Annotated in this window: 13 protein-coding genes; 3 read left to right on the top strand and 10 right to left on the bottom strand. The window is 30.4% G+C overall.

Annotated features, from left to right (window positions below; genetic code table 11):
* Nucleotides 1-5 precede the first annotated feature (5 nt).
* The 4 genes from C4S75_RS02235 to C4S75_RS02250 all read right to left on the bottom strand — a co-directional run bounded on the left by C4S75_RS02235 (nucleotide 6) and on the right by C4S75_RS02250 (nucleotide 5,286).
* Nucleotides 6-974 carry an OmpH family outer membrane protein gene (locus C4S75_RS02235; RefSeq protein ID WP_105296702.1) on the bottom strand — a complete coding sequence of 323 codons (969 nt, stop codon included), beginning with the start codon at nucleotides 972-974 and terminating at the stop codon, nucleotides 6-8.
* Nucleotides 975-1,073: 99 nt separating this feature from the next.
* Nucleotides 1,074-3,638: an outer membrane protein assembly factor BamA gene (gene bamA, locus C4S75_RS02240; RefSeq protein WP_105296703.1), complete on the bottom strand. Its 2,565-nt coding sequence runs from the start codon at nucleotides 3,636-3,638 to the stop codon at nucleotides 1,074-1,076.
* An 18-nt stretch (nucleotides 3,639-3,656) separates the two neighbouring features.
* Complete coding sequence (locus tag C4S75_RS02245; protein WP_105296704.1) at nucleotides 3,657-4,406, bottom strand: isoprenyl transferase; 750 nt, start codon at nucleotides 4,404-4,406, stop codon at nucleotides 3,657-3,659.
* 13 nt (nucleotides 4,407-4,419) lie between these two features.
* Complete coding sequence (locus C4S75_RS02250) at nucleotides 4,420-5,286, bottom strand: DUF6089 family protein (RefSeq protein ID WP_146105546.1); 867 nt, start codon at nucleotides 5,284-5,286, stop codon at nucleotides 4,420-4,422.
* 262 nt (nucleotides 5,287-5,548) lie between these two features.
* Between C4S75_RS02250 and C4S75_RS02255 the strand changes: the two genes are divergently transcribed.
* The gene (locus C4S75_RS02255; protein WP_105296706.1) at nucleotides 5,549-6,526 is read left to right on the top strand and encodes a polyprenyl synthetase family protein; all 978 of its coding nucleotides are present in this window, start codon (nucleotides 5,549-5,551) and stop codon (nucleotides 6,524-6,526) included.
* Nucleotides 6,527-6,704: 178 nt separating this feature from the next.
* On the opposite strand, the gene C4S75_RS02260 is transcribed toward C4S75_RS02255, so the two are convergent.
* On the bottom strand, nucleotides 6,705-8,750 hold the full coding sequence (locus C4S75_RS02260; RefSeq protein ID WP_105296707.1) for a S9 family peptidase: 2,046 nt from the start codon (nucleotides 8,748-8,750) through the stop codon (nucleotides 6,705-6,707).
* 264 nt (nucleotides 8,751-9,014) lie between these two features.
* On the opposite strand from C4S75_RS02260, the gene C4S75_RS02265 reads away from it, so the two are divergent.
* The gene (locus C4S75_RS02265; RefSeq protein WP_105296708.1) at nucleotides 9,015-9,332 is read left to right on the top strand and encodes a heavy metal-binding domain-containing protein; all 318 of its coding nucleotides are present in this window, start codon (nucleotides 9,015-9,017) and stop codon (nucleotides 9,330-9,332) included.
* Between the two features lie 551 nt (nucleotides 9,333-9,883).
* Here the strand turns inward: C4S75_RS02265 and C4S75_RS02270 are convergent.
* The 5 genes from C4S75_RS02270 to C4S75_RS02290 form a co-directional block, all read right to left on the bottom strand.
* On the bottom strand, nucleotides 9,884-11,278 hold the full coding sequence (locus C4S75_RS02270; RefSeq protein WP_105296709.1) for a DUF6056 family protein: 1,395 nt from the start codon (nucleotides 11,276-11,278) through the stop codon (nucleotides 9,884-9,886).
* A gap of 355 nt (nucleotides 11,279-11,633) precedes the next feature.
* On the bottom strand, nucleotides 11,634-12,878 hold the full coding sequence (locus C4S75_RS02275) for an NADH-quinone oxidoreductase subunit D (protein ID WP_105296710.1): 1,245 nt from the start codon (nucleotides 12,876-12,878) through the stop codon (nucleotides 11,634-11,636).
* Between the two features lie 30 nt (nucleotides 12,879-12,908).
* On the bottom strand, nucleotides 12,909-13,403 hold the full coding sequence (locus C4S75_RS02280; protein WP_105296884.1) for an NADH-quinone oxidoreductase subunit C: 495 nt from the start codon (nucleotides 13,401-13,403) through the stop codon (nucleotides 12,909-12,911).
* 17 nt (nucleotides 13,404-13,420) lie between these two features.
* Complete coding sequence (locus tag C4S75_RS02285; protein WP_105296711.1) at nucleotides 13,421-13,969, bottom strand: NADH-quinone oxidoreductase subunit B; 549 nt, start codon at nucleotides 13,967-13,969, stop codon at nucleotides 13,421-13,423.
* A gap of 38 nt (nucleotides 13,970-14,007) precedes the next feature.
* The gene (locus tag C4S75_RS02290; protein ID WP_105296712.1) at nucleotides 14,008-14,373 is read right to left on the bottom strand and encodes an NADH-quinone oxidoreductase subunit A; all 366 of its coding nucleotides are present in this window, start codon (nucleotides 14,371-14,373) and stop codon (nucleotides 14,008-14,010) included.
* Nucleotides 14,374-14,617: 244 nt separating this feature from the next.
* On the opposite strand from C4S75_RS02290, the gene C4S75_RS02295 reads away from it, so the two are divergent.
* A complete protein-coding gene (locus C4S75_RS02295; RefSeq protein WP_105296713.1) occupies nucleotides 14,618-17,095 on the top strand; it encodes a TonB-dependent siderophore receptor in 2,478 nt (825 codons plus the stop codon).
* Nucleotides 17,096-17,123: the final 28 nt, after the last annotated feature.

Below are 17,123 nucleotides of genomic sequence, written 5' to 3' on the forward strand. Positions count from 1 at the left end.
TTTTATTATTTACTTGTTTTATCATTAGTTTGATTATTATTTTGAGTTTTTTTCTTAGGTATATATTTACTACCATATCCTGATTTTGGTTGCGATTTAATGGTAGTTTTAGATTCTTTATTATTTACTGTTTTACTTTCTTTATTCTTAGGAGCCGGTGCAGTTATTTCATGTACATCTTCCTCCTTAGGATAATCTTTACTTTTTACATTATTTATATTTTTTTCCTCTGAAACTTCATTTACTTCCTCTTTTTGAACATGTTCCTTTTTAGTTTGTTTGTTTTTAGGAACATACTTTCTTCCCCATCCTGATTTTTGTTGCTTTTTAGTAGATTCTTTATCTTTTTTATCTATTGCATTTTCATCAGAATTCTTAGCATTTTTAATTTTAGCTTCTTTATCATCAACTTCATCTGAATTGGATATCATAGAAGATGATTTACCATTTTTATCCTCTTTCTTTTTGGTTGCAATTCCTAATTGTTTCAACACTTTATCTGTGATGTCATATTTGGAATCTGTATAAACCATAATTAAATCTGACGATTTGTCTAAGATTAAATTATATTTATCTTTTATGGCTATGGCATTTATTGCGTTCCAAATTTGATCTTGTATAGGTTTAACCAAATTAATTCTTAGATTGACTGATTCTCCTTTTGATCCGAATTTTTTTTCAATAAATTCATGGAGCGCCTTATCTGTACTATCAATTGACATCAACCTTGACTTTTGCTGATCCTCTGTTAATAAAACTTTTTCGTTCTCATACTCAATACGAAGTTTTTCTAACATGGATTGTCTGTTAACAATCTCTTCCTGCCATTTTTTAACTTCATGGTCAAGTCTTTGTTCTGATTGTTGATATTGCGGCAATTGTTTTAAAATATACTGCGTATCTACGTAAGCCATTTTTTGAGCAATGCCAAAACTAAAAAGCAAGAGCAGAGCATATGTCAATGTTTTCTTCATGGTAACTATATATAAGGCTTTTCTAAAATCATACCAAGTTTTTATAAACTTTATTTTGCTATAAATATATTATTATAATTCAATATAAGCAAAAATCATCTAAAATTGTTGACCAAATATGAAATGGGTTTCCCATCCATTGGCACTGTTTGAATTAATGGTTGAATCAAATCCTTTAGCAAAATCAAAACCTAACATTCCGAATTGTGGCATAAAAATTCTAATACCAAAACCGGCAGATCTTTTTAGCTCAAACGGATTAAATGATTTATTATTGCTCCAAGTATTTCCTCCTTCCGCAAATGTTAATGCATAAATTTTCGTAGCTCCTCCTAATAATACCGGATAACGCAATTCCAACATAAACCTTGAATATGAGGTACCCCCTCCTAATGGGGTAATGTCTTCACCGGAAACTCCTCCGAAGGATGTAGCATCTCTATATCCACGTAAAGGGATAATTTCTCTACCATCAAATCTATTTCCGTATAGTCCGGTTCCTCCTAAATAGAATCTTTCAAAAGGAGGAATTCCTACTTTGGAATTATAATTACTTAAAAATCCGAATTCTCCTCCTGCTTTTAAAACAAATTTACCTACTAATTCCTGATACCAATAGGCTTTCATCTTTATTTTATAATATTCCAGCCATTTGTATTTTTCCTTATCGGTTTTTTTGCTGTAATCTTCATTGTTAAATGCGGAATATGGGGGAGTAAATTTTACTGAAAGCTCAAATTCAGAACCCATTGTAGGGAATATAGGATCAAATCCTGCTGAATATCTACCTAAACTTGCATAAAAACTGAAATTGTTACTTTCTCCATTATCCCATGTTGTATATCCTAAGGCATTTTCATCTGCTATATTAAACGGATAATTTCTAAAAGAGTATAATTGATAATTGATACCATAGGATAGTCTGAAATAATTATCCGGCCAATTTAAACGAGTGGTTAATCCCACTTGACCTCCATATATATTTAGTTTGTTTCTTCCTTCTGCATAATAGTTATTGTAATTCAATATCGTGCTGTAAAGAGAAACAGTCATGGAAGTAGGCCTTTTACCTGTAATCCATGGCTCTGTGAATGAAATGCTGTAATTCTGATAATTACTTCCTGCTTGAGCTCTTAAAGATATACTTTGTCCATCGCCGGAAGGAATAGGTTTCCAAGCTTTTTTCTTGAAAAAATCATTAAATGAGAAATTACCAAAAGTTAAGCCTAATGTTCCAATAAAACGATTTCCACCATAACCTCCTTGTAATTCTATTTGACTGTTTGTTCCTTTTTCTTCTAATTTATAATTAACGTCTACCGTACGAGTTTCAACATTCGGTGTAATATCAGGGCGCAAAGTCTGTGCTTCAAAGTATCCCATTTGGGCTAATTCCATAATGGTTCTTTGTATATCTTCTTTTGAGAAAAGATCTCCGGGTCTTGTGCTCAATGATCGTTGGATCACGTGATCGTGGGTTTTGGTATTTCCTGAGAAAGTAACTTTGTCCCAATAAGCCTGTTCTCCTTCTCTTATTTTTATTTCTATATCTATCGTATCATTTCTAACTGCTTTTTCAATAGGAACTACATTGGCAAAAACATACCCGTTATTATAATATAGTGTTGAAATATCATCGTTTTTTTCTGATCCTGATACTTTTTTATTGAAACCTACCGCATCATAAGGTTCTCCTTTTTTATATCCGATAACTTTTGAAAGTGTCTCACTAGAATATGCAGAATTTCCTGAGAAAGTTACATTTCCCAGATAATATCTTTTTCCTTCTGAAACATGAACATCTATATCAAAATTCTTTTTATTGGCTCTGAGTACAGTATCTGAAGTTATTTTTGCGTCTCTAAATCCATAGGATTGAAAAGTTTCAACAACTCTATTTAAATCTTCCAGGTATTTTTCAGGGACATATTTTGACTTCTTCCAAAAGCGATAAAATCTTTTTTGTTTAGTATTTTTGAAAGCTCGTGATCTGACGGTTGAAGCTTTTAATACTTTAGTACCTTCTATTTTAATTGTTTTAACTTTAACTCTAGGACCTTTATCTATGGTTACATTCCAATTGACTAAGTTAGGATCTGTTGGATTGGTCGATTCTTTTATAATTGCTTTGGCATCCGGAAATCCTTTGTCTGTATATTCATTTCTTATGGAGTTTTGAAGTTTAGAACGCAGATCATCGGTAATTTTAGCCTTTGTTTTAAGACCATTGTCTTTTATTAATTTTTCGCCTTTAGATTTACTGATTCCATGAAATTTTACAGTACCTAAATCCGGAAGTGCTACCAAATTTATACGAAGGTACACCTCTTTGTTGATTACTTTAGTTAAAAAAATTTCTACGTTTGCGAAAAGCTTAGAATCCCAAAGTTTTTTTACAGCTGTATTAATTTGCATTCCCGGTATTTCTACAAAATCTCCTTCATACAACCCCGTGTATCTCATGATTTGATTCTTAGAATATTTATCGGTTCCGGTAATTTTGATTTCTTTAATACGTAAAGCAGAATCGTCTTTTTTAATAGGGTCTATATCTTTTTGAACATCAGCCTTTGGTTCTTGTGGTGATATCTGAACACTGTCTGCAACCTGACCAAATATAAATATGTTTACTGAGAATAAAACGGCCGCTAATAATTTCTTCATGTACACTTTTTACTTCTTTTACTTTACTTTTAATTGTTCACTTATTTTCCCGAATCTTCTTTCTCTGCTCTGATAAAAATCTATTGCTTTTAAAAATTCTTCTTTATTAAAATCAGGCCATAATGTATCTGTAAAATATAATTCTGCATATGCTATTTGCCAAAGTAAAAAATTACTTATTCTTTGCTCTCCACTCGTTCTAATGAGAAGATCTACATCCGGTAGATCGTTTGTATATAAATATTGATTAAAGGTATCTTCATTTAATTGTTCCAAAGATATTTCGTTATTTGAATAATCCAGAGCAATTTTTTTGGCAGCATCGAGAATTTCATTTTTAGCCCCATAACTTAATGCCAATGTCAATGTGCCCCTTTGATTATTGCATGTATCTGTAGTAAGCAGGATTAATTCCTCTCGGACGTTAGTTGGAAATTTATCAATATTGCCGATAACTTTAACTCTAATACCTTTTTCTTTTAATTTTTTTGTTTCTTTTTTTATAGTGTTAATCAATAGACTCATCAAAGAATTCACTTCTAATATGGGTCTATTCCAATTTTCTGTTGAAAAAGCATATAAGGTAAGATAGGGAATATTTGCATCATCACAAAATTCAATCGCCTCTCGAACTGCTTTAATAGCATTTTGATGGCCAAGACTACGAATCATACCTCTTTTTTTAGCCCATCTTCCATTACCATCCATAATAATGGCAACGTGTTTAGGCATTTTATTTTCTTCTATAAATATATCTTTTTTAGACATTAATAATTATAATTTAATAACAATAACATGGAGGTCTTCCAAATGTGTAAGTAAGATTTATCCCCCATATTAAATACCAATCGTTACTTTTATATGTATTACCTGTTTGATGTTTTCCTATGATTTTAGCATTTCTTCTATTTATCTCATCCTTAAGCTTAGGGTCTACAGTACTTATATTGTTTAATTGAGGATCTATGTTTATAGTTATATTTTTGTTTTTTATAGAACTATAATCAAGATTATCCTGGAATGTATATCTTGCTCCTATTTCAAGAGATAATAACCAATCGTATTTAATTTTAAATTTATATCCCACGCCAAAAGGAATATTAAAATCGAATTTCATAGATTTCTTATAATTTTCTTCTGTTACAAAATCCTGAAAATTTAAAGGATCCCTGTAAGAACCATTATAATCTTTAGCTCTCGTATGATTGATTGTATATTTCCTGTCATAAAACCCATATCCGCCTACTCCGGCAAATATATATGGAGAAGAACCAGAATATTTTATATCATTGATATCAAAGAAATAATATTCAAATAAAACTGAGGTTTCAAAAATGGTATTACTTCCTGATATTTTTCTTTTAAATCTATAATCTTCACTTGCTTTCTCATCGTCAAAATAGACTCTGTTATAAATTAAATTTAAACGTAAACTTTGTCTATTATCTAAATTATACCTATAAAGTACTCCTAATGAAATTGGAATTCTATACCTATCCATAGGAAATATTTCAATATAATCGGTTTTACCTATATCACCAATTATATTGGCTCTTCCAATAGATATTCCTACTTCATTACGTTGAGCTTTTATATGCATTAAACAACAAGTACAAATCAGAATAATCAGTAAGAAAACTTTTTTCATTTTAATTTAATATTATTTCACGTAATTGCATAATTGCTTTAAACGTGAAATAAAGTCATTTTGTTGCATTATCCTCTGCAATATTATGTATCTTCTCAAGCAACAAAGATAATAATTCTTTTTATGTTTATACTCTTTATTTTGTTATTAACTTATTTTTAGTATATAACCTTTATTTTAATTATCTTTTTACCTCTTCTTTATAAAATAAAATGGAAATTTCAAATTAAAATATGTAAAATTTGATTATTTTTGAAACCTAATGTCCAAAGTTACTGAACAAATTAAAATTCCAATAGCAGATGAAATGAAGCTTTTCGAAAAAAGGTTCTATGAATCCATGAAAAGTAAAGTTCCGTTATTGGATAGAATCACCCAGTTTATAGTTAGAAGAAAAGGTAAGCAAATGCGTCCCATGTTTGTTTTTTTAACAGCTAAGCTTACGGGTACTGTAACGGATAAAACGTATCGGGCGGCTTCATTGATAGAACTTATCCATACAGCCACTCTTGTTCATGACGATGTAGTAGATGAAAGCTACATGAGACGAGGTTTTTTTTCAATAAACGCTTTATGGAAAAATAAAATTGCTGTTTTAGTGGGCGATTATCTTCTATCAAAAAGTGTATTATTAGCTACTGATAATCAAGATTTTGATTTATTATCTATTATTTCCAGAACTATACGAGAAATGTCTGAGGGAGAATTGCTGCAATTGGAAAAAAGTAGAAAACTTGATATTACGGAAGAGGTCTATTTTGAAATTATACGTCAAAAAACAGCTGTATTAATATCTGCTTGTTGTGAATCCGGAGCACGTTCTACCTATGCTTCGGATGAAAATGCTGAAAAACTTCGACTTTTTGGAGAATATACCGGAATTGCATTTCAAATAAAAGATGATTTGTTTGATTATACAAGTACTAATTTAATCGGGAAACCGGTAGGTATTGATATTCAAGAAAGGAAAATGACGCTTCCATTAATTTATGTGCTTAACAACGCAAGTAAAGAAAATAAAAAATGGTTGATAAATTCCATTAAAAATCACAATAAAGATAAAAAAAGAGTTGCTGAAATAATCAAATTTGTAAAGGAAAACGGGGGGATTAATTATACGATTGATAAGATGAATGAGTATAAGCAAAAAGCGCTCGATATTTTAGTTAATTTTCCAAAAAATGAAAATAGAGATTCATTGGAATTGATGCTTAAATACGTTATTGAAAGAAAACACTAAATTACCTCGACTTATTTCTTCAATTTGCAATTATTTTTATACTAATAAAATCCAAAAAATTATTGATTTTTTACTTTACCTCTCACTAGCATTTAAATATATATACAATTATATTTGAATAAGATTAGGAAATTTAAAAAATAATTAAATCATTTTTCAAATTTCCTAAAGTCATTTACTAGTTTAATTTATTTTCTAAAAATAAATAAAAGGCATATTCCAAGGCTACTTCTTTTAAGGATTCAAAACGTCCGCTAGATCCTCCATGACCAGCATCCATATTAGTTTGAAGTAATAAAAGGTTAGAATCTGTTTTCATATCCCTAAGTTTAGCCACCCACTTGGCCGGTTCCCAGTATTGTACTTGAGAATCATGTAAGCCGGTTGTTACCAACATATTGGGATATTCTTTATTTTCAACATTATCATAAGGTGAATAGGATTTCATATAATTATAGTATTCAAGTTGATTCGGATTTCCCCATTCATCGTATTCTCCTGTCGTTAAGGGAATACTGTCATCTAACATAGTTGTTACTACATCTACAAACGGTACATCTGCCACTACTCCATGAAATAGTTTGGAGGCATAATTAATAACCGCTCCAATTAATAATCCACCGGCACTACCTCCATTGGCATATAAATGATTAGACGATGTATATTCTTTTTTGATTAAATATTCAGCACAGTCTATAAAATCGAAAAAGGTATTTTTCTTTTTTAACATTTTTCCATTTTCATACCAAGGCCTTCCTAAATCTTCTCCTCCTCTCACGTGAGCAATTACATAAATAAAGCCCCGATCTAACAAGGACAATCGTATGGAGCTAAATGTTGCATCCATAGAATATCCATAGGATCCATAAGCATACAATAACAAAGGGGTATTTTTAGATGGCTGAGTGTCTTTCTTCATCACTAATGACAAAGGGATTTGTTCTCCGTCTCGTGATTGAACCCAAATTCTTTTAGTAACATAGTTATCTTTATCAAAATTACCCAAAACTTCTTGCTCTTTTAAAACCTTTTTTTCTTTGGTGCGCATATTAAAATCAATATCGCTCCATGGGGTGGTCATTGAAGTATAACGATATCTGATAATATCTGTATCGAAATCTCTGTTTACAGAAGTTCCTACTGTATAAACTTCTTCTTCGAAAGGTATCTCATAATAAATTGAATTATCCCAACTCTTAATTTTTATATGAGTTAACCCTCTTTCTCGTTCTTCGGTTACTAAATAATTTTTAAATAGTTCAAAACCCTCCAATAAAATTTCCTTATTGTGTGGTATTACTTCAATCCAATTTTCAATTGAAGTATCCGATATAGGGGTCTTCATTAATTTGAAATTAGTTGCCCCGTCTTTGTTCGTAAGAATATAAAAAAATCCTTCATAATGATCAAAAGAATATTCCAATCCCCTGATCCTTTCTTGAAATATTTTCCATTCAGCTTCGGGATGATCGGCAGGAATAAATCTATACTCATCTGTTAAGGTACTTCCGGAGGCTATTACAATATATTTTAAGGATTTAGTTTTGGTTACATAGACATTAAATGTTTCGTCATGTTCTTCAAAGACCAATAGGTCTTCCTTTTGAGAAGTTCCTAAAATATGTTTATATATTTTAGATGAACGTAAAGTTTTAGGATCTTGTACAGAATAAAAAATGGTTCGGTTATCATTAGCCCATACTACATTTCCTGTGGTATCTTTTAATTCATCGGAAAGTATTTCGCCGGTTACCAAATTTTTTATTTGAATGGCATATATTCTTCGACTCACTGTATCAACTGAATAACAAGCCATGGTATTATCCGGACTAACGCTAACACTTCCAATTTGGTAAAATTTATGTCCTTTGGCCATCGCATTGACATCAAACATAATTTCTTCTTTGGCTTCTAAAGAGTCTTTTTTTCTTATATAGAGAGGATATTCTCCTCCTTTTATGTATTTGGTTGTATACCAATATTGATTGAATTTATAGGGAACGGACTCATCATCTTCTTTTATCCTGGACTTCATTTCCTCAAATAATTTTTTTTGCAATAAGTCGGTAGACCTCATCTGCTCTTTTGTATAAGCATTTTCTTCCTCCAAATATTGTATTACTTCAGGGTTTTCTCTATCGTTAAGCCAATAATAATTATCAATTCGAATATCGTTATGAGTAATTAATTTTTTAGGAATTTTTTTTGCTACCGGTGCCTTCATAGATATTTTAATTATATAAAGATCAAAAATAAGGGTAATACTATAGAAAATCAATTATATTATTCATTTTATTTAAAAACATATTTAATTAAAACAGATCTATTGTATTTGTAAGTAATTGTTATTAATTTAACAATTAACTTATCTCATTGGGCTAGAAAATTATCCTAAACATCATACGTATAAATTGGTAATCTGTGCAATTATATTTTGACATTATAAGAATAACCATATATTTACATTTATTTTTAAATTTAATAATCAATGATTTTAACTACAACTAACTCTATTGAAGGATTTACAATCAAAGAGTACAAAGGTATTGTTACCGGAGAAACCATAATTGGTGCTAATTTTATTAAGGATTTTAAAGCCAATCTTACCGATTTTTTCGGTGGCCGATCTAACGCTTATGAAAAAGTATTAGTTGAAGCTAAACAAACCGCATTAAAAGAATTGGAAGAAAAAGCAATTCTTTTGGGAGCTAACGCTGTAATTGGTATTCATATTGATTATGAAGCCTTAGGAGCTAAAGGCAGTATGTTAATGGTTTCGATCTGTGGCACTGCAGTTATAATTTAAAACCCTGTTATTTATTAGATTTATTTTAATATTTTTCTTTTATGGGTCCTTTTATAGCAATTCCCAAATGGAAATAGATTATAAAATGTTACCATATTATTTAAAATAAAAAATTTACACAGAGCTTAGACTTTAAAATCTGTTTCGGGATTTTCAGGAAAAAATTTTAATGAATGGGTAAAATATGAAATGAAACATTAGAGTTCAACTATTTTACTCATTTATTTTTATTTATAAAAAAGCCTGTATCATCTACAAGTACCTACGCAGGATGTTTTAACTTAAATAAAAAAGTGGAATTCTAACTAATGAATCTTTCTCTGAACCATCCGAAATAACTTTCCCGAAAAATAAAACAGCTAAATTTTAAAAAAAATGTATAAATTCTCTATATAACCCGATTGAAGACAGCTTTTATTTATATAAATTAGATTCTGAGCATATGATTATTTATAAGTTTGTACCTCTTGATAAAAATAATGAATTATATCGAACGCTGTTTATAAATTACATGAAAATTCATTTTTGATTATCCACTATTTTAAGAATTTTCATTTTCTAAGTATTATTGCACTTTTACCAAAGAAATTTGCCATATTTTTGTTATAAAAATGGTCATTAATTTCCTTTAAATCACTTCTAAAAATAGTTTCTGGTTTAATCTTAATAGGCTTAACATAGATTGTATCTTCTTTAGAATTGCGTATAACTTCATACCTTTCCTCCATTTCTTTTTTATATTTTATCATATCACCACTTACTATGTCTTTATAAGAATGATATAGATTATTTGTTAAATCATAACTTTTCTTATCTTGAATAGCAAATACATAACTAAAAATAGTTACAAATAAGATTACTACCAAAAAATAGGGTGAAATTTTAATAGTATCGAAATAGGGCATTATAACTATTTTGTGTGCTATAATCATGGAGAAGATTAACATCTCGAAGAAAATCACATTTACCGTTCGCAAAGGCGGAAAAAAACCCACAGACCATAAACTTGGAAAAGAACCTAAAAATAAAACAGCTAGTAAAAGAAATATAAAAAATGCTATGGAATGTTTTAAATATGGAAAATTTCTTTTTTTTAGCCATTCCCTTATATTAAATAATACTAAAAGTTGAATTATAAAAACTAATATAAAATACCTTACTATGATCGTTATAGACTTTTTTATAGTTTTTAAAATACATTGAGACAGAGACAAATGATGAGCAATTGTTGATGAAGACCTAAGTTGATTTCCGGGAGATGCAAAAATGAGCAATGTTAATGCCCCCGCAAATATAAACAATGACAAATATAATACATCTATTTTCTTATTATTAAAATATGAATAGACGAACAATAGGAAAATAAAAACATCTATATAGATCATGGATATTTCATTGCATCCAATAATTAAAAATACTAATACAAAAGCAATGATCTTATAAAAATAACTATCGCATTTTTTTGCCTTTATTATGCTTCCTATAAAAAATAAAGAAAGAATATTACCTAAATTATAGGTAGCTGAACCCGCCAACCAGTAAAAAGCCGAGGTTATATCCGGTAACATAAAAAAATAGGTAAAGCAAAATGCAGCCATCAAAACGACTGTCATTTTTTTATTCCCTGAAATCTGATAAAACATAAAATTTGATCCCAAGACAAATAAAAATATCATTAAGAATGAAAGTACGTGATATCCACCAAACCATCCAAAATATATTGGATTAGTAATTAATATTCCGGTTGCTGTATACCTACTACCCCAATACATATATTCATAAACTTGTACATCTAAAAAAGATCTCGATAAAAGTTTAATGGCATATACATAATCATCAAGTATGGGTTCTGAATAAAAACTTAAAAGTAATAAGGGAAATAAAGTTGCTAAAAATAATATTATTATACTCCAATTAAAAAATTTGTAGGGAAAGGTTGATTTCATAAAATATGCTTACACGCTATATACCCCGCAAAATTATTAAATTTAAACTAAAAATAAATAATTTTGTCCCATATTGAAATATATATAATAATTATATGATATTTATATTATAATATACAATTAATGTAAACCACATTATTATTAACACATAAAAAACAACAATTATTATCTATTAAGCCATAATTCAATAAAAATTATAATATATAATGTTATTATTTTTTATTAACAAAGTATCTTAGAGCAATAATAAAGAATATAATTATAAAACATTAAATTATAATGTCAACTATTTCAAAATGAAAAAACTCTCGATAATGAGAGTTTTATATTAATTTAATTTTGTGTTGAGTAACTTTTACGCATCAAGTTCACCCGCAATCACGTTTAAACTTCCTAACGTAATAATAGCATCAGACAGCATTTGGTCTTTGATCAATTCCGGATAGGCTTGGTAGTAAATAAAGCAAGGTCTTCTAAAATGTAATCTATAAGGACTTCTTCCTCCGTCACTAACCATATAAAATCCTAATTCACCATTTCCCCCTTCAACTGAATGAAAAACTTCACCGGTAGGAATATCTGTTTCTCCCATGATAATTTTAAAATGATAGATAAGAGCTTCCATACTGGTATAAACATCCAGCTTATCCGGTAGATAATATTCGGGAACCTCTACATGATAATTTCCTTCAGGTAAATTTTCATAAGCATTTTTAACCAATTTGAAACTTTCCCTCATTTCTTGCAAACGAACCATGAAACGATCGTAAGCATCTCCTGAAGTCCCAATAGGAATAATAAAATCAAAGTCATCATAAGAAGAATAAGGGCTCATGACTCTCACATCATAGTCTACCCCTGCTGCACGTAAGTTTGGACCGGTAAATCCATAATTCAAAGCTCTTTCAGCTGAAATACCTCCTACCCCGATCGTACGATCCATAAAGATTCGGTTTCTTTCCAATAATTTAGCGAATTCTTCCAATCTTTTTGGAAATTCTGCAATAAATTCTTTAATTAATTGATGGAATTTTGGACTAAAATCACGCTCAAACCCTCCAATTCTTCCAATATTAGTAGTCATTCGAGCTCCGCAAACCTGTTCATATAGGTCATATATCTTTTCTCTATCCTGAAATACATAAGTAAATCCGGTTAAAGCACCTGTATCAACTCCCATTACTGAATCGCAAACCAAATGGTCCGCAATTCTTGCCAACTCCATAATAATGATACGCATATAATCAATCTTTTTGGATACTTTCACGCCCAAAAATTTTTCCATGGTCATATGCCATCCCATATTATTTATAGGAGAAGAGCAATAATTAAGTCTATCGGTTAAGGTGGTTATTTGCGAATATGTTCTTCTTTCAGAGATTTTTTCAAATGCACGGTGAATATATCCAACGGTTGATTTTGCTGAAACAATCCTTTCCCCATCCATTAATATTTTATTTTCAAAAATACCATGAGTAGATGGGTGTGTTGGTCCTAAATTTATTTTTTGTAATTCTCCATCGACTTGTTCCTTCACAATGTATTTGTCCACTGAATTGGATAAATCGACCAAATCACTTATATTTTTTTGTTTAGACATTTTTTAATTCTAACTTTTTTAGTTTACTAATTATCTGCCGAACATGGCATCATTCTTATCTGTACGGGTAGTATCTTCCAGCGTATATTGTTTTAAAAGCGGATGATAGTCCATATCATCCCTGTTTAAAATCCTTGTTAAATTAGGATGACCTTTAAATACTATTCCGTAAAAATCAAAAGTTTCTCTTTCCTGCCAGTTAGCTGCAGAATAAATTGAGGTAACCGAATCAATTTCAGGATTCTCAATAGAAAAGAATGCTTTAATCCGTATTCTAAAGTTGTTTATGAAACTATGTAAATGATAAATAACTCCTAATTCCGATCCTTTATTATTGGGATAATGTATTCCGCACACATCAGTTAGAAAATCAATTTTTATCTCATGATTTTTAATAAATGTTAGCAAGGAAAGTACAATATCTTTTTTTATTTCAATGGTTAAAATACCATCCGGCTCATATGCTCTTATAATACCATCACCAAACTCATCAGATATGAGTTGTAATACCAATTGATTATCTATAATTTTTCCTTCCATGATTACGATATTTCATAGGATTTTAACAACTCTTTATATTCAGTAGATTCTCTTCTTCGTAAGCTTTCATTTCTAGCTATTTCTTGTATCTGCATAAAACCTTCTATAATTTGTTCGGGTCTTGGAGGACAACCGGGTACATATACATCTACAGGTATGACTTTATCTATTCCTTGCAATACAGAATAGGTATCAAAAATTCCACCGCTGGAAGCACAAGCTCCGACAGCCATTACCCATTTAGGTTCTGCCATTTGAGTATATACTCGTTTTAAAACCGGTGCTAATTTTTTGGATATTGTTCCGCAAACCATTAAAAGGTCTGCCTGTCTTGGCGAAAAACACATATTCTCTGCTCCAAAACGCGATAAATCATAATTGGCAGCTTGTATAGCCATAAACTCAATTCCGCAACAAGAGGTAGCAAACGGTAATGGCCATAAAGAATATGACCTTGCCAATCCTATAATTTTATCAAAACTTCCGGCAAAATATCCGGGCCCACTTACTCCTTCAGGAGCATCAACAATCTTAACTTTTTTTTCTGCCATGTCTTTTTTAAAAAATATTTAAAATAGATATTTTATTCCTATTTTTCCCAATCTAACGCTCCTTTTTTAACTACATATACGAATCCTAAAAGAAAAACCGAGATAAAGGTTAATACTGCTAAAAAGCCTTCAACTCCAAAATCTCTGATGTTTAACGCATAAGGATAAAAGAAGATAATCTCAATATCAAATAGTACAAATAATATTGCTGTTAAAAAATATTTAACTGAAAAAGGCGAACGGGCATCACCTTCATAAGCAATCCCGCATTCAAAGGTATCATCCTTAACTTTACCGTGTACTCTCGAACCTAACATTGCTGAACCGACCAGCGCTATCACACTGAAACCCAAAGCAACTGCAACCTGTATAAGTACCGGAACATAATCTATAGGTAAACTCATCCTTTCTAATTTATTATACTTTCTAATTTAGATTGCAAAGTTAATATATTTTTTAGAGTTGATCTCTATTTAAACCTGTAAACATCACCTAATTAGTCCTAATTTTATTCATATTAAAAAATCCTTAAAAAAACACATATCTTATTATATTTTAACTATTTACAAAAAAAGATAATATAAAACATCCTTTTTATTTGTAATTGGTCTAAATTAAAATTATATTTGCCTAAAAATAAAAATTATTATGAAAAAAACATACATAGCTTTTGTTCTTTTATGTTTAGGGCAGCTTCTATTAGCGCAATATACGTCAGGGATCAAAGGATATTTATTTGATGTAGAAGACAAACCGATAAAAAAAGCAACTTTCTACATTGACGGTGAAAAAATTTCTGAGATCGACAATCAAACCGGTTTTTTTGAAATATCGGGATTAAGTGATGGATTTCATAAATTGACCATTTCTTCTCCTAAATTCAATGATTATAACGAATCCTTTATTATCAATCCTGATGAGGTAAAAGAAATTAATATAACATTATACGGTAAAGGAGATATTGATGATGTTACCATATACGGAACTAAACAAATACATGGTTTAGACATGATTACTCGTTTGCCGGTTGCTCCCAGAGAATTACCACAAAATATATCCGTAATTTCCAGTGAAATTATTAACGAACAGGGCGCACTTACTATAACCGACGCGGTTAGAAATGTTCCTGGGGTTAATTTATTCGGTACTTATGGGGGGTCTTCGGAAAGTATGTCTATCAGGGGATATCGTGGAACTCCTGTATTGAAAAACGGAGTTCAGGTTGATTCCGATTTTCGTTCTGCTTCTCTTTTGACTGATATGCAAGGGGTATCAAGCATCCAAGTTTTACGTGGATCAGCTGCTATAACTCAAGGTATTGGTAACGGATTAGGAAGTCCGGGAGGTGTAATAAATGTAGTTACCAAGACTCCATTATTTTTAACCGGTGGAAATGTTGCTATTGAAACCGGTAGCTGGGGGTTATTTCGACCAACTTTTGATTATCAAACCATTTTGGACAAAAAAGGTACTGCTGCATTCCGTTTAAATGGTGCATATCAAAGAGCGGACAGCTATAAACCAAGAGTTGACAATAATAGAGTTTATATAAATCCTTCTTTTGAATGGAGACCGGATGATAGAACGACTGTTACTTTAGAAATGGATTATATTAATAACAATATAACTCCAGACAGAGGTACTGTAAATTCAACTGATGCCGATAAAAATAATTTATTAGATACTACCCATAAATTTTATGGTTGGACAACTGATAATCAAAATACTAGGACTACTACCTATAGCGCCAAAATTGTACGAAAATTAAATGAAGTATTAAGTTTACGTGCCTTATATGCGGCCTCTATAAATAACGAAGAAACCTATGGATTAGGTTCTTTAGCTAGTCCTTATACTTTTACTGATAAATCTACAGGTCGAAAAGTTTCGGATTTTTCAAGACGTACAAGAACTCTAACTTGGTCTGAAAGTGAAGATAAAAACAAAGTGATTCAGATTGATTTAATTGGAAAAAATTTATATACCGGCAAGGTAAAACATACGTTTCAAACAGGATTTGATTACAAGATCAATAATACGAATTCTACCACTCACGGAAAATACAGAAAAGATAAAGACGGAAAAGTTATTTTAGATCCAAAAACCGGTTTGCCTCTTATTGACAGATCCATTGAAGTAGATGTTATTAATATATTTGACAAAATACCTAACGTATTACCTAAGGGAATCAATAAATCATCTTTTGATGCCATAGCTTCTACCAGCTCCAGCGAATCTGAAGTTTATGGTATTATGATTCAAGATGCTGTTGAAATTAATGAATATATAAGAGCCAATGTTGGATTACGTTATAGTCAAGATGCTAAAAAACCCAATATAGGAGCTGCTAATGAAGCATGGGATCCTTTTGTAGGAATTATGGTTAGTCCTGTAAAAAATATAAGTCTTTTTGGTAATTATGCTACTACAACCAATTTGCGTTCAGCAAGTAATCCTACTAAAGATGGAGGAACTATTGGATCTTCAGTTACTAACCAATTTGAAGTTGGAGTGAAATCTGATTGGTTTAATAAAAAATTGGATTTCAATGTAACCTATTACTTTATTAAAAATAATGATATTTCATATCAGATATACGAAAATGGAGTGGGAACAGGCTTTTACTCTAAAGCAGGTGATTTACGAAGAAACGGTGTTGAAATTGAGGCAAACGGGCATATTTTGGAAAATTTACAAGTAATTTTAGGATATTCTTATTCGGATGTTCAATATAAAAACAGCGTTGCTTATGTAAACGGTTCCAGACCAATGAATGCTCCTTATTCTACCGCTAACGGATGGGTACAATATTTATTTAACCGAGGAACATTAAAAAATCTTGTTTTGGGTGTAGGTGTTTATTATGTGGGAGATCGCCCTATTAATGACTACAGTTCAAACTTAAGAGCAGATGGACACGGTTCAACACCGGGTATTAAACCTTTTAACATGCCGGATTATACAACTGTTAATGCTCAATTGGGATACACGTATAAAAAAGTTGGTTTGAAATTCTTCTTTAATAATATATTCGACAAAATTGGTTATACTTCATATTATAGAGGAGGTTATATTAATCAAATTGATCCTAGAAATTTTAAACTTCAACTTTCATATAATTTCTAATTTTTTCATAAAATAATTTTTAATTACA

This window comes from Apibacter sp. wkB309 (assembly GCF_002964915.1).
GTDB lineage: Bacteria > Bacteroidota > Bacteroidia > Flavobacteriales > Weeksellaceae > Apibacter.

Excerpts from the sequence above, each read along its gene's own strand:
- C4S75_RS02290 (WP_105296712.1), bottom strand. The coding sequence starts at position 14,373 with ATGAGTTTACCTATAGATTATGTTCCGGTACTTATACAGGTTGCAGTT.
- C4S75_RS02285 (WP_105296711.1), bottom strand. The coding sequence starts at position 13,969 with ATGGCAGAAAAAAAAGTTAAGATTGTTGATGCTCCTGAAGGAGTAAGT.
- C4S75_RS02270 (WP_105296709.1), bottom strand. The coding sequence starts at position 11,278 with ATGAAATCAACCTTTCCCTACAAATTTTTTAATTGGAGTATAATAATA.
- C4S75_RS02245 (WP_105296704.1), bottom strand. The coding sequence starts at position 4,406 with ATGTCTAAAAAAGATATATTTATAGAAGAAAATAAAATGCCTAAACAC.
- C4S75_RS02260 (WP_105296707.1), bottom strand. The coding sequence starts at position 8,750 with ATGAAGGCACCGGTAGCAAAAAAAATTCCTAAAAAATTAATTACTCAT.
- C4S75_RS02295 (WP_105296713.1), top strand. The coding sequence starts at position 14,618 with ATGAAAAAAACATACATAGCTTTTGTTCTTTTATGTTTAGGGCAGCTT.
- C4S75_RS02250 (WP_146105546.1), bottom strand. The coding sequence starts at position 5,286 with ATGAAAAAAGTTTTCTTACTGATTATTCTGATTTGTACTTGTTGTTTA.
- C4S75_RS02265 (WP_105296708.1), top strand. The coding sequence starts at position 9,015 with ATGATTTTAACTACAACTAACTCTATTGAAGGATTTACAATCAAAGAG.
- bamA (WP_105296703.1), bottom strand. The coding sequence starts at position 3,638 with ATGAAGAAATTATTAGCGGCCGTTTTATTCTCAGTAAACATATTTATA.
- C4S75_RS02255 (WP_105296706.1), top strand. The coding sequence starts at position 5,549 with ATGTCCAAAGTTACTGAACAAATTAAAATTCCAATAGCAGATGAAATG.
- C4S75_RS02235 (WP_105296702.1), bottom strand. The coding sequence starts at position 974 with ATGAAGAAAACATTGACATATGCTCTGCTCTTGCTTTTTAGTTTTGGC.
- C4S75_RS02275 (WP_105296710.1), bottom strand. The coding sequence starts at position 12,878 with ATGTCTAAACAAAAAAATATAAGTGATTTGGTCGATTTATCCAATTCA.